Source organism: Roseateles sp. GW821-FHT03B02, from assembly GCF_059421025.1.
On sequence record NZ_JBWKUV010000005.1, the window covers coordinates 327,053 to 345,624 of the forward strand.

The following is an 18,572-nucleotide window of genomic DNA, read 5'->3' on the forward strand; positions in this document are numbered from 1 at the left end:
CCCGTCACCGCGTACTGAATCTTCCGCACAGCCCCCGTTCAGGAGGGGATCTGGCGGAGCCCTGCCCAGACAACCAAGGAGACATGATGAACCACGCCCTCTCGAACCGCCTGCCCACGCTCCGACCGGTCTGCGTGGCCGTGCTGGTGCTGACCTCGCACGCCGCCGCCATCGCCCAGACGACCGCCGCGCCCGCGGCGGACGGGAAGGACGAGGCGGCCACGCAGCAGCTCAACACCGTCGTCGTCACCGGCAGCCGCATCCGCGGCGTCGTGCCGGTGGGCGCCGTCGTCAACGCGATGTCGCGCGAGGACATCGAGACCTCGGGCGCTACGTCGACGGCCCAGCTCGTCCAGCAGCTGCCGCAGGTGTTCAACCTGGGCGTGTCCGAAAGCTCGCGCGGCCAGTCCGGCGGCTCCGGCAACATCACCTATGGCTCGTCCATCAACCTGCGCGGCATCGGCCCCTACGCCACGCTGGTGCTGGTCAACGGCCACCGGGTGGTGGGGCAGGGCACCACGGGCGCCGCGGTGGATCCGTCCATCCTGCCCTCGCTGGCGCTGGAGCGCGTGGAGATCGTCGCGGACGGCGCCTCCGCCCTCTACGGCTCGGATGCCGTGGCCGGCGTGGCCAACCTCATCATGCGACGCAACGAGAACGGGGCCCAGGCCTATGCCCGCTTCGGCGTGGGCGACCGCTACCACGAGCGCCAGGTCGGCGGCCTGTGGGGACGCAAGTGGCAGGGCGGGCAGCTCGCGCTGACCTTCGAGAACACCCTGCGCAGCGCCCTCAACGGCCAGGACCGCGATTTCTTCACCGGCAACCTGACGTCGCAAGGTGGCGGCGACTTCCGGTCCACGCAATGCGCGCCGGGCAACATCGTCATCAGCGGCGTGTCCTACGCCATCCCCAGCGGCGGCGTCACGGCCGCCAACCGCTCGGCCCTGGTGGCCGGCACCGCCAACAAGTGCGACAACCTCAAGTACCAGGATCTGCTGCCCAGCCAGGAGCGCAACAGCCTGGCCTTCACCTTCAACCAGAACCTGTCCGAGGGCATCAGCCTCTACGCCGACGGGCTGGTGTCAAAGCGGGACTACCGATTCAGACCCGGCATGCTGGCCTCCAACCTGACGGTTCCCGGCACCAACCCCTTCTACGTTCGCCCGGCCGGCGCCCCCGCGGGGGGCTCGGAAACGGTGGCCTATTCCTTCCTGAACGACCTGCCCGTGAACACGGCCAACGGCAGCTCCAAGACGGCCCAGGCCACGGTGGGCGTGGACGTCAACCTCGGGGGAGACTGGAAGGCGGGTGCGCTGGTCACCCACGGTGAGAACCGCGATCTCTCCGTCACCCTGCATGGCCTGAACACGGCCGCGATCACGGCCGCGCTGGCCGACACCAACCCCGCCACGGCGCTCAACGTGTTCGGCTCGGCCCCCAACAACCCCGCCACCCTCGCGGCAATCTCCAACAACGTCTCGTACTCGCCGGGCCTCACCAAGCTAGACAACGTGGTGGTCAAGGCGGACGGCTCCGTCATGGAGCTGCCGGGCGGCAAGCTGCGCGCCGCAGTCGGCCTGGAGTGGCTGAAGTCGGCGTCCACCGGCGGCCAGACCAACGGCCCTGCGACCAACCCGGTGTTCGGCGAGGTGAGCCTGAGCCGCACGGTGAAGTCGGCCTATGCCGAGCTGCTGGTGCCGCTCTTCGGCGAGCGCAACGCGCTGCCCGGCCTGCGCCGGCTCGCCGTCAGCCTGGCTGCCCGCACGGACCGCTACAGCGACGTGGGCAGCACCGACAACCCGAAGGTGGGCGTCACCTGGGAGCCGGTCGAGAACCTCGCCGTGCGCGGCAGCTACGGCACGTCTTTCCGCGCGCCGGGCCTCACGCAGATTCGCGGCTTCGCCAACGGCGGCAAGGGCGGGCTGTACGTGCAGAACTACTCCGACCCCACTCAGGGCGGCGCGCTGCGCGTGGGTGTGGCCATCTCCGGGGCCAACACCGACCTCACCCCCGAAACTTCCAAGACCAAGACGCTGGGCTTCGACTGGAAGCTGCCCATCGGCAACGCCACCAAGCTGAGCCTGACCTGGTTCGACATCCAGTACGACAACCAGATCGTGGGCTATCTGTCGGACCTGACTGTGCTCAACCGGGAGGCCCAGTTCGCGGGCACGTCCATCATCCAGCGCAACCCGTCGGCGGCCGCCGTCGCCCAGGCGATCGCCACCTATCCGCTCGCATCCGGCGTGCTGCCCGCCACCTGGACGCTGCTGGTGGACGGCCGCCAGTTCAACCTCGGCGGCTCGCAGTCCAACGGCTTCGACTTCCAGGCCACGACGCGCATCCTGGGCGGCAACCTGGGCGACTTCACCCTCGGCGCCAACGGCACCGTGTTCACCAGGTACCGCGTGGCGCAGACCCCGGCGAGCGCGCAGGTGGACCAGCTCAACACCATCTACAACCCGCTGAAGTTCAAGGCGCGGCTGTCGCTGGGCTGGGCGCTGGGCCCGTGGCAGGCCAACTTCGCGCTCAGCCACCAGAACGCCTACGACAACAACCTCACCACGCCGGTGCAGAAGGTGGCGGCCAACACGACGATGGATGTGCGCCTGGCCTACACCTTCGAGGCCGAGGCCGGCCTGCTCAAGGATGCGACCATCGCCGTGGGGGCCGTGAACCTCTTCGACAAGAAGCCGCCCTTCGTCAACGTGGCGCAGAGCTCCAACGGCGGCGGCGGCTTCGACCCCAGCCTGAGCAACCCCATCGGCCGCATCGTGTCGCTCTCGCTGGACAAGCGCTTCTGATGCCGGCAAGGCCCCTGGCGCGCTGCCCGAGGACACCCACATGACGAGAGCCTGCATCCGCCGGGCCGTGGCAGCGGCCCTGCTGCTGGCGACCTGGGCCGGCACCACCGCCGCGCAGCCGGCCGGCTTCGGCCAGTACCGGCCCCAGGCGGCCTACGCTGAGAGCGTGACCACGTCGCTCTACCTGCCCATGCGCGACGGCGTGCGCCTGGCCGTCAGCATCACGCGGCCGGCCCGCGATGGCCGGCCGGTCGAAGGCCGCTTCCCCGTCATCTGGCATCACACGCTGGCCATCGCCGGCCCGGGCGCCGACGGCGGGCCGGTGGGCCAGACGCCGCGCGGGCACCGCGACGCGCCCCTGCTGGTGCGCCAGGGCTATGTGGTCGTGCAGGTGGCGCGCCGCGGCCAGGGGCCGTCCTTCGGCAAGCGCCGCGGCTACAACGACCGCACCGAGGCCTATGACGCCTACGAGGTCATCGACTGGCTGGCTGCCCAGCCCTGGTCCACCGGGGCGGTGGGCGTCTACGGCTGCTCCAACACCGGCGACGCGGCGATGCACGCGGTCACCGCGGCCAACCCGCACCTGAAGGCGGCGTGGTCGGGGTGTTTCTCCTGGGAGAAGTACGACGGCTTCCTGCGCGGCGGCATCTTCGCCAACTGGGGCACGGGGCCGGAGCGCAGCATCGCGGACGACCTGAAGAACACGCCGGTGCAGGGCGACGAGGCCAAGGTCCTGCTTCGCCAGGCCGCCGAGGAGCACCAGGGGGGCACCGTGCTGCGCCAGATGTGGGAGGGCATGCCCTTCCGCGACGACTACGCGCAGGGCGTGGGCAGCCGCTTCTGGTACGAGGGCAGCATCGCCAGCTACCTGCCGCAGATGCGCGCCTCCGGTACCGCCGTCTACGTGCAGGGCGGCTGGCGCGACGACCTGCGGGGCCAGGGCCTGGTGACCTTCGCCAACATGGCGGGCGACCGCCATCTCATCATCGGCCCCTGGGGCCACTGCGAGAACGGCGACTTCGACCTGCTGTCGGAGATGCAGCGCTTCTTCGACACCCACCTGAAGCAGATCGACACCGGGCTGCGCCAGGACGACCCGATCCACTACTACACCGTCAACGCACCGGCCGGGCAGGAATGGCGCTCCGCCAGGTCCTGGCCCGTGCCGGGCACCGTGCCGGCCCGGTACTTCCTCGCGGGCGCCGAGCTGTCGCCCCAGGCGCCCGCCCGCACCGGCAACGCGACGCGCTTCGAGGTGCGCTACGACCTCGACTGCCCCGGCATGCGCAAGCGGCCGGACGGCCTGCTGACGGGCTTCCCGCCCTGCCCGCAGGCGCAGGGCGGCCCGCACTTCGTCACGCCCCCGCTGGCTGCCGACACGGAGCTGACCGGCGATGCGCTGGCCGACCTCTGGATCTCGTCGACCGGCCCGGATGCCAATGTGTTCGTCTATCTTGAAGACGTGGCGCCCGATGGCAGCGTGGCCCAGGTCACCGACGCCCGGCTGAAGGCCTCGCTGCGCAAGCTCGGCACGCCGGGCTACGAGAACTTCGGCCTGCCGTATCACCGCGCCCACCATGAGGATGCGCAGGCGCTGAAGCCCGGCGAGCCGGTGCAGCTGCGCTTCGCGTTCCTGCCGATCTCGCACGTGTTCAAGGCCGGTCACCGCATCCGCATCTCGGTCGCGGGGGCGGACTACCGCGAGCGCAACCTCGCGCCTGTGGTGCCGGCGCCCGTGCTGACCCTGCTCAACGATGCGGCGCACCCGTCGTCGGTGACGCTGCCCTTCGTCAGGCCCGCCGCACCGGCCGCCACCACCCATGGCAGGCTGCCGGACGGCACGCCGTATCGCATCGACGTGCCCGGCCATTGGAACGGGACGGTGCTGGTGGGGCTGGACTATGCCGGGCGCGACCCGATGGCGCCGGACGACGCTGGCGCCACGAGCCGCGCGCTGATGGCGGCCGGCTTCGCGATGGCGGGCACGACGCGCACCGTCACGGGCTGGGCCATCCACCAGGCCGCGGAGAATGCCGTCCGGACCCTCGACCTGTTCGAGCGGGCCCATGGCAAGCCCAGGCATGCCGTCGAGTTCGGCAGTTCGCAGGGCGGGCACACGGCGGCGGTGGCGCTCCAGGCCTACCCCGGGCGCTGGAGCGGCGCCGTGGCCCTCTGCCCCGGGCTGGCGGGATCGGTGGGTCAATGGCAGGCCAAGTTCGATGCGCTGTTTGCCGCCAAGGCACTGTTGGCACCCGACACCGACCTGCCCGTCGTCGGCATTCCCAGGGACTGGCAGACGACCGCCTTGCCGGCCTGGCTGAGGGTGCTGGACGGCGCGCGCAGCAGCCCGCAAGGCCGCGCACGCCTGGCGCTGGCGGCCCTGCTGGGCCAGCTGCCCGACTGGGCCGATCCGGCCAAGCCGAGGCCACGGCCCGACGATCTCGACGCCCGCGAGGCGGGCTTGGCCGACAGCCTCGTGATGCCGCGCGCCCTGGTCGCCCAGGCCATGAGCAGCCGGGCGCAGATCGAGGCGCTGGCGGGGGGCAACGTGACGTCGAATGTCGGCGTCGACTATGCCGACCTGCTGCGCCAGGTGGACGCCGAGGGCCTGATCGCCCGGCTGTATCAGCGGGCCGGCCTGGACCTGAAGGCTGACCTGGCCCGGCTGGCCAGCGCGCCGAGGGTTTCTGCCGATCCCAAGGCCGTCGGCTACATGGCCACCGGCGTGTTCGATGGCCGGCTCATGGCGCCCGTGCTGACGCTCAGCGGCATCGGCGACCCCATCTCGGCCGTGGCCGGCCAGCAGTTCTACGAGAGCGTCGCGCAGGCCGCGGGCGCGTCGGCCCAGCTGCGCCAGCTCTACACGGCCAGCGCCGGCCATTGCGGCTTCAAGCCTGCGGAAACCGTGGCCGCCGTGCAGGCGCTGGTGCGGCGCCTGGAGTCCGGCGACTGGCCCGCCACGGACGCGGCGGCGATGAACCGGGCGGCCGCGGCGACGGGGCTGGGCGAGTCGCGCTTCATCGCCTTCGAGCCTCCCCGTTTCGTGCGCCGCTACACGGCCTGCGATTTGCAGGCCGCCGGCGCGGCCCTTGTTCACGCGGCCGGCCAGTCACTGCCGGTGTGCCCGTCACCCACGAAAGCGAGCCCGTCATGACCTTCCAGGTCTTCAAGCAGTCTTCATGCGCAGCCGCCATGGCGCTGGCGCTGTCCAGCGCCTTCGCCCAGGGCGCGAGCCCGGCGCCGGTGGAGTTTCCGCCAGGGCCCAACGCGCCCTATGTGACGCCGGATACGCCACTGGGCACCGGCCGCTACCCGGCTGTCATGCTGGCCGAGCCGACGCTGCCCAGCCACACGATCTACCGGCCCAAGGATCTGGCGGCGCTGGGCGCCGAGAAGCTGCCCATCGTCGTGTGGGGCAACGGGGCCTGCGTCAACACCGGCAACCGCTTCCGCCACTTCCTCAGCGAGATCGCCTCGCACGGCTTCCTGGCCGTGTCGCTGGGCCCCATCGGCCCGGCGGAGGTCGAGAGCATCACCAGCGGCAGCAGCCTCCTGTCCCGCGGCCAGCCGGCGCTGGGCTCGCCGGCGGCGGTCATGGCCGCTGGCGGCCGGCTGCCGTCGGACACCCAGCGGCCCGCCGCGCCCTACACCACGGCCAACCAGTTCATCGATGCCATCGACTGGGCCATCGCCGAAAACCAGCGCGCCGGCAGCCCGCTGGCCGGGCGCATCGATATCGCCAGCATCGCCGTCATGGGCCAGTCCTGCGGCGGCGTGCAGGCCATCGATGCGGCGCGCGACCCGCGCGTCAAGACACTGGGCGTGTGGAACAGCGGCCTGTTCCCGGTCGAGTCGCGTGCCTGGGAAATCGCCGCGTCGCGCGTCACCAAGGCCGACGTGGCCAAGATGCACACCCCGGCGATCTACGTGACCGGCGAGCCTTCGGAGGTGGCCTTCAAGAACGCCGATGACGACTTCGAGCGAATCAGCGGCGTGCCCGTCGTGCGTGCCTGGCGCGAGAAGACGGGGCACAGCGGTACCTACCGCGAGAGCCATGGTGGCGCCTTCGGTCCGGTGGCGGTGGCCTGGCTGCGGTGGCAGCTCAAGGGCGACGAGGCCGCGGCCCGGATGTTCAAGGGCGAGCGCTGCGGGCTGTGCGTGCAGCCGGACTGGCACGTCCGCAAGAAGCTGGTCGATTGACGTGGTGGACGTCCTCGGGCTGCTGAAGTGCATGGCGGTGGTGGTGGCGTTGGTCGGCCATGGCGCCCAGGCCGAGCCGGTGTCGAGGCCGGGTGAGTACTCCGGCTACTCGCCCCGTCTGTACAAGAGCTGGTCCCGCGTCAGCGTCTACGTGCCCGTGCGCGACGGCACCCGGCTGGCGGTGGACATCTACCGCCCGGTCGGCGAAGACGGCCAGCCCGTCGCCACTCCCTATCCGGTCGTCTGGATCCATACGCCCTACCAGCGTGCCGTGCGCGCTGCCGACGGCTCCATCCAGCTCAGCGGCAACACCTTCATGCCGGCGCGGGATCTGACGCTGCACGGCTATGTCGTCGCCATCGTCGACACCCGCGGCAAGGGGGCGTCCTTCGGAACGCGCCGGGGCATGCAGGACAGCACCGAAGGGCGCGACGCCTACGACATGACCGAGTGGCTGGCGCGCCAGCCCTGGTCCGACGGCAAGGTCGGCATGATGGGCTGCTCCTACGTGGGCGACTCGCAGAACAACGCGGCCATGACGACGCCGCCGAGCCTGAAGGCGATCTTCCCCGGCGCATCGGCCTTCAACCGCTACGACTTCGTGTCGCGCGGCGGCCTGACAGCGCAGTTCCACACCCGCCCGGAAGACCCGCGCGACCTCGGCGTGGGCACGCTGCCCGTCGATGCCGATCCGCAGGGTCTGGCGCTTGTCGCGGCCCGCGAGGCGCATGCGAAGAACACCGCGATGGCCAGCATCTGGCAGAACATTCCTTACCGCGACGACCATTCGGCGCTGCTGAACAGCAGGTTCTGGGAGGAGACCAGCCTGAGCGCCCACCGCAATGCCGTCGAGATGCACGGGCCGGTGATGTACCGCTGGACCGGCTGGGCTGACGAATTCTCGGCCGAGCAGTTCATCGCGCGGGCCAACCTGAAGAACGTCGTCAAGCTGCTCATCGGCCCCGAGGGCCATTGCCGCAGCCAGCAGTTCGACATGTTCAGCGAGCACCTGCGCTACTTCGACCGCTACCTCAAGGGTGTGGACAACGGCATCGACCGTGAGCCGTCGATCTACTACTACACCTACAACGCCGAGCCGGGCCATGCGTGGAGCAGCGCCGACCGCTGGCCCCTGCCGGGCACGCGGATGCAACGCTACTTCCTGTCAGCGGGGGCGGGGGAGGGGGCGGCCCAGGGCCGTCTGCAGACCGGCAGGCCCGGACAGCCGTCGGCCCTGCGGTTCGAGGTCGACTACTCGGTCGTCGGGCAAGACGGCCAGACGCTGCTCTGGCCGGTCTCGCAGTTCGGCCATGGGCTCAGCTACGTGACTGAGCCGTTCGGTGCCGACGCCAAGCTCACCGGCCATGCCGTCGTGTCGTTGTGGGCGTCGATGACGACGGCCGATGGCGACGTGTTCGCCTAACTCGAAGAAGTGCATCCCGACGGCACATCGGCGCTGCGCGCGCACGGCCGCCTGCGTGCCTCGCACCGCAAGCTGGGGACGCCGCCCTACGACTACCTGGGCCTGCCCTGGCATCGAAGCTTTCGCGAGGACCACCAGCCCATGCCGCCCGGCGTGCCGCAGGAACTGCGCTTCGACCTGTTGCCGACCTCGACCCTGCTGCGCAAGGGCGACCGGCTGCGGCTGGTCATCACCGGCGCCGACCCACGGCAGCGCAGTGCGCCATGGACGTCGCCAGTGCCGGTCGTGTCGGTGCACAGCGGTGGCGCGCAGGCCTCGTACATCGACCTGCCTTTCGTGCCGCTGCAGCCTTGATGGTGAATCGCTCCGGCGCCGTGACGACGAGGCAAGCCGGGGGGCGCCAGCGCCTTAGAAGCTGTACGAGGCCAGCACCCCACCTTGCGGCGACGTCTTGCGACGAGCCAACGGACTATCGCCAGCATCTCCCAGCAGCCGGGTCACTCCGCCCATCGTGGTGACGCTCCAGTGCTCGTCGATGCGATGGCTCCAGGTCAGCGTCACGTCGGACTTGTAGAAGGCGGCCTTGGGGGTGAAGCTGGCGTACCCGGACTTCCGCGATTGCTGCGCGGTCACTCCGAAGTAGGTGCGCAGATAACGATCAAGCTGCGACTCATGCGGACACACTCCGCCAAATTCAAGCTTTACGGGCCAGCAAGGCACGCGCCTGGGCGCTGTTCGCCCGTTGGGTCAGGGGTAGGTACTGGGCCAGCGGATCGAGTGGCACCACGGCCCCAGGGCCAGGGCCGGTGTTGCCCTGGGGAGGCCGCCTACCCAGCCTGGGCGGTCCATTCCCCATAGCGTCCCCAAGCCAGAAAACCAAAAGCAAACGGCGCTCAATCGAGCGCCGTAAGTTCTTGATTTGCAAGGAAAAAATTTGGTGGAGAGGAGGAGGATCGAACTCCCGACCTCCGCATTGCGAACGCGGCGCTCTCCCAGCTGAGCTACCCCCCCCACGCGGAACGTCAGTATAGGGGAAGGCGGCCGGCACCAGGCCGGCCCGCCGGCGCGCGCAGCAACTGGCGCAGCACATCGGCGCGGGCCCGGGTCCAAGATGCGAAATCGAGGAGGCCAGGGTGCAGGCTGCGTGCCAGCTCGGGCGGGCGGATGGCGCAGTAGCGGGCGTGCTCGGTCTGCTGGAAGGTAAAGGCGCGCGCCATTTCGGCCGCGCCCGGGAAGGGCTGGCGGCCGAAGTCCGCGGGGGTGACGGGCTGATGCAGTACGGGCTCTTCCAGCACGGCGCCCAGACAGGCCGCCATCTCGGCCCCGCTCAGCTGGTCGCCGGCCAGGCCGATGCGCTGGCCGACTGCGTCCTCGCCCTGCACGAACAGGGCCGCCACACAACTGCCGATGTCCTCGGCGGCGATGCCGCACAACGGCGCCGAGCCGATGGGCAGGGGCCAGACCAAGGCACCCGCAGCCGTGCGCTGCGGGTGCAACCCGAGCTGGATGAAGTTGTCCCAGTAGAAGGAAGGCAGCAAGTAGGTGGTGGGCAGGTCGCGGAAGAAGCCGTCGGCCTGGCCCTTGGCATCCATCTGCGGCACCTGCCAGCCGGCATCGCGGCTGGCCCGCGTGTCTTCCTGGGTCGACCAGACCAGGTGGCGGACGCCGGCATGCCCGGCGGCCTCCGCCAGGCGTGCTGCCTGGCGCAGTTCGCGCTCGGGGCTGAAGTGCTCCCAGAAGTCGGTGATGCCGAACACGCCGTAGGCACCGGCCAGGGCTGCTGGCAGGGTGCCGGGGCGGTCGAGGTCGGCTTCGACGACTTCGGCGCCGGCCTGGGCCAGGGCACGGGCCGCGCGGGCGGCCGGCTGTCGCGTGAGGGCGCGTACGGCGAAGCGCTGCCAGGGGTCGCGCAGCAGGGCGCGCGCCAGGCCGCCGCCCTGGGCGCCGGTGGCGCCGAAGATGGCAATGAGCGGGCGGCTCATGGCCGGCTGGGCCGTGGCAGCGGCGTGGGCGAGATGTGGGGATGGGGCATGGGGTCTCCGGGATGCTGGCTTGGCGGGCATCTTCCGGATCCGGGGCCGCGGCGGCATCGCCCGGTGGAGCCATTGCGCCGCAGGCGGCGAGCCACGCAAGGGCGTCGCTCAGCGACGGTGCCAGTGGGCGGCGGCCTGGGTGCGGCTGTCGAGTGCGAGTTTGGTGAGGATGTTGGCCACGTGGCGCTTGACGGTGTGCAGGCTCAGGTCCAGTGCCCGGGCGATGAGCTTGTTGCTCTGCCCTTCGGCCAGCAGGGCCATGACCTCGCATTCGCGTGCCGACAGCAGCTCGTGGGCGGCGATGGGCGCCGCGGCGGTGGGGTTGGGCTGCCAGGCGTCCAGGCGGGCGCGCAGAGTGGCCTGGATGGCGGCGCTAGTCTGCAGCCGGGTTTCGACGGCTTGCCAGAGGGCCTGCAGGCGCCCGGGGGGTTCCAGCAACAGCAGGCCGATGCCTTCGTCCTGGGCGGCCTCGGCCAGCAGTTCGTCCAGCAGCCGGCTGGCTGCGTCGGGCTCGTCCTGGGCCAGGCAGCAACTCGCCAGCGCCAGCCGGGCGTCGGCCATGTAGGCCGGCAGGCGGCAGCGGGCCTGCAGCGCCACGGCGCGCTCCAGATGCGGGCGAGCAGCGGCCGGCTGGCCCAGCAGCAGCGCATGCTGGCCCTGCACCAGCGCGGCGCCGGTGTCCAGCACCGGCCACTCGCGCTCGTTGCGCGTTGCGGCCAGGTCGGGCAGCAGCCTGCCCAGTCCGGGGGCGTCGCCGGCCCGCCAGAGGATGCGGGCCTGGATGTGCAGATAGGTGCGGCGCCAGCCGCTGCGCTGTCCGGCGGCTTCGGGCATCTGCAAGGCCTGCTGCACGCGGTCGGAGGCGGCGAGGGCTTCGTCCTGCTGGCCGCGCACGGCCAGGGTCAGGGCCAGCAGGTGCTGGGCGCCGACGTTGAGCATGAAGACGCCGGGCAGCAGGCGCTGCAACTGCCGCAGCTCCTGCAGCGTGGCCTCGGCAACATCGGGCTCGCCGTGCCAGAAGGCCAGCCAGGCGTCCAGAGCGGGCACCTGCACCTCGCCTTCGAGAGGGGAGCGGCCGCGGCAGGCCCGTTGAAGCCTTTCCATGACGGGGCGGGTACCCGGCAGGCCCACGTAGTGACCGTAGCCCATGTCGACAACGTTGGGGTAGCGGGTCTGGGGCGCGCGGCTGATGTTGTCGGCCATGGCGTCCAGGGCCTGCACGAGGGCGGCGCCGTCGCCGCGGGCCATGCCGTTCCAGGCGGCCAGGGAGTCGAAGGGCACCTGCAACTCGGGCGGCAGGGCCGCGTCGGCCGCGTCCTGGATGGCCTGGCGGGCGAGCTCCAGGTCGGCCAGCGCGTTGTGGCAGGCACCCAGCATGCCGAGGGCGACATACCGGCCGGGGCCATCGCCGTCGCGCTCGAAGGCGTCGTGGCTGCGCTGGAATTCGTCGCGGGCGCGCAGCCAGTCCCAGCGCGACCAGGCGCACAGGCCGCGCAGCAGGGCCACTTCGGCGTGCGCCTCGCGCCAGTCGGGGGGCAACTGCTCGATCCAGCGCTCAAGCTGCTGGTTGGCGCCGACGGCCAGCATGCCCTCGGCGCAGCGCCGCATGCCGGTCACGGCTTCGGCCCAGCGGCCGGCGGCCAGCCAGTGCTGGATGGCGCGCTCGGGGAGCGGCTCGACGGGCGCCGCGCGGGCATGCAGCTCGGCGGCCAGGCCGGGCAGGCGGCGTTCGAGCTCGCCGCGCAGGAAGTCGAGAAACAGGTCGTGGAAGCGCAGCACCGGCACCGCCTCGTCGAGGGCGCGCAGGAAGAGCTGGCGGCCGTAGAGGCCCTCCAGCAGCGCGGCCGCATCGGCGCGGCCCGTGACGGCCTGGCACAGCGCGGGGCTGAGCTCGGCCAGCACGCTGCTGCGCAGCACAAAGTCCTGGAGCGTCGCGGGCAGTTCGGCCAGCACCTCTTGCGCGAAGTAGTCGAACAGGTGGCGGTGGGCGGCCGGGCCGATCAGCGTGGGCAGGGCCCCGCGGTCACGCACGCTGCCGAGCATCAGCTGCAGACCCGCGGCCCAGCCGTGGGTGCGGGCCAGGGCAGCGCGCAGGGCCTCTTCGGAGGGGGCCTCCAGGCCGCGCAGTCGGCACAGGGCCTGGGCGGTGTCCAGGTCGAAGCGCAGGTCCTCGAAGCCCAGCTCGACCAGCTCGCCCGCAACGCGCCAGCGCGCCAGCGACAGCGGTGGCGTCACGCGGCTGCCGATGAAGACGCAGACCTCGGGCGGCGCGCGCTCGATGAAGGCGTCCAGCAGCTGCAGCGCGGCAGCGTCGGCGATGTTGTGCAGATCGTCCAGCACCAGCGCGATGCGGGCTTCGGGGCGGGCGCCCAGGGCATTGAGCAGGGGGGTCAGGGCCGCGCGCGCGGTGGGGCTGGCATCCTGCAACTGGGCCAGCACGGCCGCCGGCGGCACGTCCCAGGGCAGGTCCAGCGGCGCCAGCGCGCCGATCAGCGCGGCAAACAGGCGGTTGGTGTCGTCGTCCTCGGCGTCCAGCGACACCCAGACGACCTCGCCCCCCGGGGCCGCGGCCAGGGCCTCGGCCAGCTGGACCAGCAGGGTGGTCTTACCGAAGCCGGCCGGTGCCTGCACGAGGACGACGCGTGCCTCGGCTGCCTGCGCCAGCGTGCGCGCCAGCAGTGGCGCGCGGGCCACGGTGTCGCGGCGGGCGCGCGGCACGCGGTATTTGCTGGGCAGGGCGGACGTCTGGGGCATGTGCGGGTTGGCGGTGCCGGCGGATTCTAGGAAGCGCAGCTGCGGCTTGCGGGGGCGCAAAGATGCCGACAATCCGCCGCGCCCGCTGTCCCGCACCTTAGGGCCGTCGCGCCCAAGGCGACATCGCCCTGAAGAGCCATTGGAGCCATACCCCCTCTTCATCCCGACATGAGCCGACACGACGACGCCTGGTTCGCTGCCCAGTACGACAACCGCGCCCGCGTGGCCGACAGTGCCCGCTGCCTGGCGCGCTGGGCCGAGGCCTCGGCGCTGGTGCGCGCCCGGCTGCCGGCCCAGCTGAACCTCGCCTATGGCGAAGGGCCGGACGAGACGCTGGACGTGTTCCCGAGCGCGGTGCACAGGGCCCCGGTGCTGGTCTTCATCCACGGCGGCTACTGGCGGGCGCTGGACAAGTCCGACCATTCCTTTCTCGCGCCGTCCTTCGTCGACGAGGGCGCCATGGTGGTGCTGCCCAACTACTCGCTGTGCCCGGTGGCAAGCGTTGACCGCATCGCGCTGCAGGTGGTGAAGGCGCTGGCCTGGGTCCGGCGACATGCCGAGGGCTTGGGCGGCGACCCCGCGCGCATCGTCGTGGCGGGGCATTCCGCGGGTGGCCACCTGGCCACGATGGCCGCCTGCTGCGACTGGAAGCGCCTGGGCCATGACCTGCCGAAGCGTCTGCTGGCCGGTGCGATGTCCCTCTCCGGCCTGCACGAGCTGGCACCGTTGCGCCGCGTGGCCTGGCTGCAGGCCGACCTGGGCCTGGACGCGGCGGCGGTGAGCCGGCTCAGCCCGGCGCGTTTCCCGCGACCCGAGGGGCCGGTGCACGCGCTGTGCGGTGCCGACGAGAGCCAGGAGTTCCGGCGCCAGAATCGCCTGATCCGCCAGGCCTGGGGTGCGCGTGCCGTGCCGGTCTGCGAGGAGCTGCCCGGCTGCAACCATTTCACCGTGCTGCACGACCTGGCCGATCCCCAGGGGCGCTCGCACCAGCTCGCCCGCCGGCTGCTCGGCCTGCGCTGGTATAGCGGGCTGCTATGAGGTGCATTGAAGCTAACGATTGGATGACGGGGCCGGCGAGGGAGTAGCGTCACCGTCTTTCCCCAACGGAGACTGCGATGAGCTTGAAAGGATCCAAGACCGAGCAGAACCTGAAGGACGCCTTTGCGGGCGAATCCCAGGCCAACCGCCGCTACCTCTACTTCGCGAACAAGGCGGACATCGAAGGCCAGAACGACGTGGCGGCGCTGTTCCGCTCCACGGCCGAGGGCGAGACGGGCCATGCGCACGGCCACCTCGAATTTCTGGAGGCCGTCGGCGACCCGGCGACCGGCCTGCCCATCGGCGCGACGCGCGACAACCTGAAGGCCGCCGTGGCTGGCGAGACGCACGAGTACACCGACATGTACCCGGGTATGGCCAAGACGGCGCGCGACGAAGGCTTCGACGAGATCGCTGATTGGTTCGAGACGCTGGCCAAGGCCGAGCGCTCGCACGCCAACCGCTACCAGAAGGCCCTTGACGCGCTGGTGGACTGACCCTGAAACGGCTGCTGAGAAGCGGCCGTCTTCTTTGGGAGATCGCCGCAAGAGCGCTGAGGTGAAAGCGTGGCGGCGGGCCGAGCGCCGGGCCGCCCCAAGCCGGCCTGCCATCTCCTTGGGAGATCGGCCAACGTACCCGTTGGACGAGAGGCACACATGACCACGAGAGAAGGCAACCTCGAAGCGCCCACCCGGCACGCCCTCGACTGGAAGAACCCCGAGTTCTACGACGAGGAGAAATGCCTCCACGAGATGGAGCGCATCTTCGACATCTGCCACGGCTGCCGGCGCTGCGTGTCCCTGTGCCAGAGCTTTCCGACGCTGTTCGACCTCGTGGACGAGGGCAAGACGGGCGAACTCGACGGCGTCGACAAGCGCGACTTCTGGAAGGTCGTCGACCAGTGCTATCTGTGCGACCTCTGCTACATGACCAAGTGCCCCTATGTGCCGCCGCATGCGTGGAACCTGGACTTCCCGCACACCATGCTGCGCGCCAAGGCGATCAAGTTCAGGAAGGGCGAGGTCGGGGCGGCAGAGAAATTCCTCGCTTCGACCGATGTGCATGGCCAGTTCGCCGGCATTCCTGTCGTCGTGCAGGCCGTCAACGCGGTGAACCGCACGAAGACGGCGCGCAAGCTGATGGACAAACAGCTCGGCGTTCACCCCGAGGCCTGGTTGCCGGAGCTGGCCACCAAGCGCTTCCGCTGGAGCGCGCCGAAGGCGCTGGCGCAGGTCGTCACCAACGGCGAGCGCACGCCGGGCAAGGTGGCCATCTTCTCGACCTGCTACGTCAACTACAACGAGCCCGGCATCGGCTTCGACCTGCTGAAGGTGCTGGAGCACAACGCCATTCCCTACGTCATCGTCGAGAAGGAAGCCTGCTGCGGCATGCCCAAGCTGGAACTGGGCGATCTGGACACGGTGGCGAAGCACAAGGCGGCCAACATCGCCGTGTTGGCGCCCTATGCCAAGGACGGCTTCGCCATCCTGTCCGCCATCCCAAGCTGCACACTGATGTTCAAGCAGGAGCTGCCGCTGATGTTCCCCGACGAGGCGGATGTGAAGCTCGTGCAGGAGGCGATGTGGGACCCCTTCGAGTACCTCGTCGCCCGCCACAAGGACGGCCTGCTGAAGACCGACTTCAAGCAACCGCTCGGCAAGGTCAGCTATCACATCCCCTGCCATGGTCGGGTGCAGAAGATCGGCCGCAAGACCGAAGAGATGTTCAAGCTGATCGGCCAGAGCGTCGACGTGAAGCTCAACACCGTCGAGCGCTGCTCGGGCCATGCGGGCACCTACGGCGTGAAGACGCCCTACCATCCGGTGGCGATGAAGATCGGCAAGCCCGTCTTCAAGGCCATGGCCAAGGACGAGCCGGACGTCATCGCCAGCGACTGCGCGCTGGCCGGCCACCACATCTCCCAGGGCATGACGCAGGCCGGCACGCCGCCCAAGGCGCTGGCTCACCCGCTGACCCTGATGCGCACCGCCTACGGACTTAAATGAACGCCCCCACGCTCGCTTCGCCAGCTGTCCCCCGAGGGGGCGCGGCCGTGGCTACGGGCGGCCGGGCGCTACAGCCATGATCACCGTCGACAGCCTGATGACCCTGGAGGCCTACGCGAAGTTCCGCAAGGTCGAGAAGAGTTCCATCGTTGCCCACCGCCGCCTGCGCAGCGTGCGCCTGGGCGAGCATCTGAACCTGCAGTTCGAGGACGAGCGCACGATCCGCTACCAGATCCAGGAGATGCTGCGCATCGAGAAGATCTTCGAGGAAGAGGGCATCCAGGGCGAGATCGATGCCTACGCGCCGCTGGTGCCCGACGGCACGAACTGGAAGGCGACGATGCTCATCGAATACCCCGATCCGAACGAGCGCCGGCGCGAACTTTCAAGGCTGATCGGCGTCGAGGACCGGATGTTCATCGAGGTGGAAGGCCAGCCGCGCGTCTATGCCGTCGCCGACGAGGACCTCGACCGCGAGAACGACGAGAAGACCTCGGCCGTGCACTTCGTCCGCTTCGAGCTGACGCCGGCCATGCGCCAGGCCGTCAAGGCGGGCGCGGGCGTCAAGCTGGGCTGTGACCACACCCACTACCCGGCGCATGTGCAGATCGCGCCGGAAACGCTGGCCAGCCTGGCCGGTGATCTGGTTCAGGTGGCGACGTAGCGGCCGGGCCGGTGGTTGATGGCCAAGGCCGCGTTGATGGCGGCCATGCCCAGCAGCGACAGCCCGATGCGGTCCAGCGGCACCAGGGGCAGGGCGGCGAGCAGGATGGCCGTGTCCAGCCCGGCCTGCAGATAGCCGGCGCGCCAGCCTCGGGTTTCCTGCAGCCAGAGCACCAGCACATTGAGCCCGCCAAGAGACGCCTTGTGGCGGAACAGCATGATCAGCCCGGCGCCTACCAGCAGCCCGCCCACGATGGCGCCGAACCAGGGGTTGAGCTGGCTGATGCTCAGCCAGCCCGGCAGGGCCTCGGCCAGCCCCGCCAGCAGGGCCACGGACAGCAGGCTCTTGACCGTGAAGGCCGGCCCCATGCGGCGCCAGGCCAGCACGTAGAAGGGCAGGTTGATGGCAAAGAAGAGCGCGCCGAACGACCAGCCGAAGGCGTAGTGCAGCAGGAAGGCGATGCCCACCGTGCCGCCGCTGAGCAGCCCGGCCTGCTTGAAGAGGGCCACGCCGAGCGCTGCGAACAGCGTGCCCGTGAGCAGCGCCTGCGCGTCCTCGAAATGGCTGTGCTTCAGTGTGCGGCTCACGGCCGCTGCCGGCTTCATCCGATGGCTCCGGAAAGGAAGTACTTGATGACGCCCTTGGCCGCGAAGCCCACCAGGCCGAAGCCCAGGCCCAGCAGCAGCACGAAGGTGCCGAAGCGGCCCGCCTTGGACTCGCGCGCCAGCTGCAGGATGATGAACACCATGTACAGCATGAACGCCGTGACCCCGAAGGTCAGGCCGAACTGCGCGATTTCAGCTTCGGTGTAGCCCCACATGGTTTGTTCTAGTCGGAGCGGCGCGTGACCAGGTCGCGGTAGGCGTGCCAGCTTGCGTGGCCCAGCCAGGGCGCGACGAGGATCAGGCCCAGCAGGGCTGTGGCCATGCCGATCAGCGTCAGCGCGAGGATGAGGGCGGCCCACAGGGCGATGGGCGCGGGGTGCTCCAGCACGACGCGCCAGCTCGTGAACACGGCGCCCAGCACGCCCAGCTTGTGCGGTGGCAGGTCCACCAGCGCCGGGATGGCCACGACCGTGGACGCGAACACCGGCGCGGCCAGCACGGCGCCCAGCATGAGCCAGGTCTCGAAGAGGTGGGACTCGTCGTTCAGCACGACCTTGAGCAGGAAGTCGCGCGGGCTGTGGATGGGGTCGGCGGCGAAGCCGGTCACGAAGGCGGCGGAGCACAGCACCCAGCCCGTGCCGGCGAAGGCCAGCAGCACGCCGAAGACGATGAGCCGGCCGTCGTGTGGCCGCCAGGCGTCGCGCACCGTGCGCCAGCCGGGCCGCCCGCCGCGGTCCAGCTCACGGCTGAGCGCGTACAGGCCCGTGGCCAGGATGGGTGACACGATGAGGAAGCCGGTGAAGGCGCCGGCCAGCAGCCAGAAGCGCTCACGCGCCAGCGCGAACAACAGGGCACCGAACAGCGCCATCGCCAGACCGTGGCTCAGCGATGCCAGCGGGGCCTGCCAGATGTCTTGCCAGCCGCGCGCTAGCCAGCCCAGCGGGCGCAGCACGGGAATGGGACGGACACCGAAGGCCTGTGACTCCCTCAGTGCCTGTTCGCTGTAGCGGTTGGGCATGACGGCCTGAAGTGTCCCGCGCCTCGG

Annotated in this window: 13 protein-coding genes, 1 tRNA gene and 1 pseudogene; 8 read left to right on the forward strand and 7 right to left on the reverse strand. The window is 70.4% G+C overall.

Annotated features, from left to right (window positions below; translation table 11 throughout):
• Positions 1 to 86 precede the first annotated feature (86 nt).
• From AC07VX_RS16225 to AC07VX_RS16240, 4 genes and pseudogenes are all read left to right on the forward strand, one after another.
• Complete coding sequence (locus AC07VX_RS16225; protein ID WP_493167401.1) at positions 87 to 2,804, forward strand: TonB-dependent receptor plug domain-containing protein; 2,718 nt, start codon at positions 87 to 89, stop codon at positions 2,802 to 2,804.
• 40 nt (positions 2,805 to 2,844) lie between these two features.
• A complete protein-coding gene (locus tag AC07VX_RS16230; protein ID WP_493167400.1) occupies positions 2,845 to 5,958 on the forward strand; it encodes a CocE/NonD family hydrolase in 3,114 nt (1,037 codons plus the stop codon).
• Positions 5,955 to 7,004 (forward strand): alpha/beta hydrolase, encoded by a 1,050-nt coding sequence (locus tag AC07VX_RS16235; RefSeq protein WP_493183909.1) that lies wholly within the window; start codon positions 5,955 to 5,957, stop codon positions 7,002 to 7,004. The genes AC07VX_RS16230 and AC07VX_RS16235 overlap by 4 nt, the downstream gene beginning before the upstream one ends.
• Positions 7,005 to 7,035: 31 nt before the next feature.
• Positions 7,036 to 8,781, forward strand: a pseudogene (locus tag AC07VX_RS16240) (CocE/NonD family hydrolase).
• A 54-nt stretch (positions 8,782 to 8,835) separates the two neighbouring features.
• Here the strand turns inward: AC07VX_RS16240 and AC07VX_RS16245 are convergent.
• The 4 genes from AC07VX_RS16245 to AC07VX_RS16260 all read right to left on the reverse strand — a co-directional run bounded on the left by AC07VX_RS16245 (position 8,836) and on the right by AC07VX_RS16260 (position 13,214).
• Positions 8,836 to 9,111, reverse strand: a complete 276-nt coding sequence (locus AC07VX_RS16245) for a MipA/OmpV family protein (RefSeq protein ID WP_493167398.1) — start codon at positions 9,109 to 9,111, stop codon at positions 8,836 to 8,838.
• A 251-nt stretch (positions 9,112 to 9,362) separates the two neighbouring features.
• Positions 9,363 to 9,438, reverse strand: a tRNA-Ala gene (locus tag AC07VX_RS16250).
• A gap of 11 nt (positions 9,439 to 9,449) precedes the next feature.
• A complete protein-coding gene (locus AC07VX_RS16255) occupies positions 9,450 to 10,409 on the reverse strand; it encodes an NmrA/HSCARG family protein (protein ID WP_493167397.1) in 960 nt (319 codons plus the stop codon).
• Between the two features lie 159 nt (positions 10,410 to 10,568).
• Positions 10,569 to 13,214 (reverse strand): winged helix-turn-helix domain-containing protein, encoded by a 2,646-nt coding sequence (locus AC07VX_RS16260; protein WP_493167396.1) that lies wholly within the window; start codon positions 13,212 to 13,214, stop codon positions 10,569 to 10,571.
• A 168-nt stretch (positions 13,215 to 13,382) separates the two neighbouring features.
• On the opposite strand from AC07VX_RS16260, the gene AC07VX_RS16265 reads away from it, so the two are divergent.
• The 4 genes from AC07VX_RS16265 (at position 13,383) to AC07VX_RS16280 (ending at position 16,922) form a co-directional block, all read left to right on the forward strand.
• On the forward strand, positions 13,383 to 14,252 hold the full coding sequence (locus AC07VX_RS16265) for an alpha/beta hydrolase (protein ID WP_493167395.1): 870 nt from the start codon (positions 13,383 to 13,385) through the stop codon (positions 14,250 to 14,252).
• A gap of 77 nt (positions 14,253 to 14,329) precedes the next feature.
• Positions 14,330 to 14,749, forward strand: a complete 420-nt coding sequence (locus AC07VX_RS16270) for a rubrerythrin family protein (protein ID WP_331176299.1) — start codon at positions 14,330 to 14,332, stop codon at positions 14,747 to 14,749.
• A 159-nt stretch (positions 14,750 to 14,908) separates the two neighbouring features.
• Complete coding sequence (locus AC07VX_RS16275; protein WP_493167394.1) at positions 14,909 to 16,258, forward strand: (Fe-S)-binding protein; 1,350 nt, start codon at positions 14,909 to 14,911, stop codon at positions 16,256 to 16,258.
• Positions 16,259 to 16,334: 76 nt separating this feature from the next.
• A complete protein-coding gene (locus AC07VX_RS16280; protein ID WP_493167393.1) occupies positions 16,335 to 16,922 on the forward strand; it encodes a DUF3501 family protein in 588 nt (195 codons plus the stop codon).
• Here AC07VX_RS16280 and AC07VX_RS16285 read toward each other — a convergent pair.
• From AC07VX_RS16285 to AC07VX_RS16295, 3 genes are read right to left on the reverse strand one after another with little or no spacing between them, the layout of a single operon-like run.
• Positions 16,907 to 17,527: a YitT family protein gene (locus AC07VX_RS16285; protein WP_493167392.1), complete on the reverse strand. Its 621-nt coding sequence runs from the start codon at positions 17,525 to 17,527 to the stop codon at positions 16,907 to 16,909. The genes AC07VX_RS16280 and AC07VX_RS16285 overlap by 16 nt on opposite strands.
• Positions 17,524 to 17,742 carry a DUF2788 domain-containing protein gene (locus AC07VX_RS16290; RefSeq protein ID WP_268165700.1) on the reverse strand — a complete coding sequence of 73 codons (219 nt, stop codon included), beginning with the start codon at positions 17,740 to 17,742 and terminating at the stop codon, positions 17,524 to 17,526. The genes AC07VX_RS16285 and AC07VX_RS16290 overlap by 4 nt, the downstream gene beginning before the upstream one ends.
• An 8-nt stretch (positions 17,743 to 17,750) precedes the next feature.
• A complete protein-coding gene (locus tag AC07VX_RS16295; RefSeq protein WP_493167391.1) occupies positions 17,751 to 18,545 on the reverse strand; it encodes a DUF2189 domain-containing protein in 795 nt (264 codons plus the stop codon).
• Between the last annotated feature and the right edge of the window lie 27 nt (positions 18,546 to 18,572).

What these genes read in the sequence shown, in the direction of transcription:
- AC07VX_RS16285 (WP_493167392.1), bottom strand. Translation starts at nt 17,527, where the DNA reads ATGAAGCCGGCAGCGGCCGTGAGCCGCACACTGAAGCACAGCCATTTC.
- AC07VX_RS16290 (WP_268165700.1), bottom strand. Translation starts at nt 17,742, where the DNA reads ATGTGGGGCTACACCGAAGCTGAAATCGCGCAGTTCGGCCTGACCTTC.
- AC07VX_RS16275 (WP_493167394.1), top strand. Translation starts at nt 14,909, where the DNA reads ATGACCACGAGAGAAGGCAACCTCGAAGCGCCCACCCGGCACGCCCTC.
- AC07VX_RS16260 (WP_493167396.1), bottom strand. Translation starts at nt 13,214, where the DNA reads ATGCCCCAGACGTCCGCCCTGCCCAGCAAATACCGCGTGCCGCGCGCC.
- AC07VX_RS16235 (WP_493183909.1), top strand. Translation starts at nt 5,955, where the DNA reads ATGACCTTCCAGGTCTTCAAGCAGTCTTCATGCGCAGCCGCCATGGCG.
- AC07VX_RS16265 (WP_493167395.1), top strand. Translation starts at nt 13,383, where the DNA reads ATGAGCCGACACGACGACGCCTGGTTCGCTGCCCAGTACGACAACCGC.
- AC07VX_RS16255 (WP_493167397.1), bottom strand. Translation starts at nt 10,409, where the DNA reads ATGAGCCGCCCGCTCATTGCCATCTTCGGCGCCACCGGCGCCCAGGGC.
- AC07VX_RS16270 (WP_331176299.1), top strand. Translation starts at nt 14,330, where the DNA reads ATGAGCTTGAAAGGATCCAAGACCGAGCAGAACCTGAAGGACGCCTTT.
- AC07VX_RS16280 (WP_493167393.1), top strand. Translation starts at nt 16,335, where the DNA reads ATGATCACCGTCGACAGCCTGATGACCCTGGAGGCCTACGCGAAGTTC.
- AC07VX_RS16295 (WP_493167391.1), bottom strand. Translation starts at nt 18,545, where the DNA reads ATGCCCAACCGCTACAGCGAACAGGCACTGAGGGAGTCACAGGCCTTC.
- AC07VX_RS16225 (WP_493167401.1), top strand. Translation starts at nt 87, where the DNA reads ATGAACCACGCCCTCTCGAACCGCCTGCCCACGCTCCGACCGGTCTGC.
- AC07VX_RS16230 (WP_493167400.1), top strand. Translation starts at nt 2,845, where the DNA reads ATGACGAGAGCCTGCATCCGCCGGGCCGTGGCAGCGGCCCTGCTGCTG.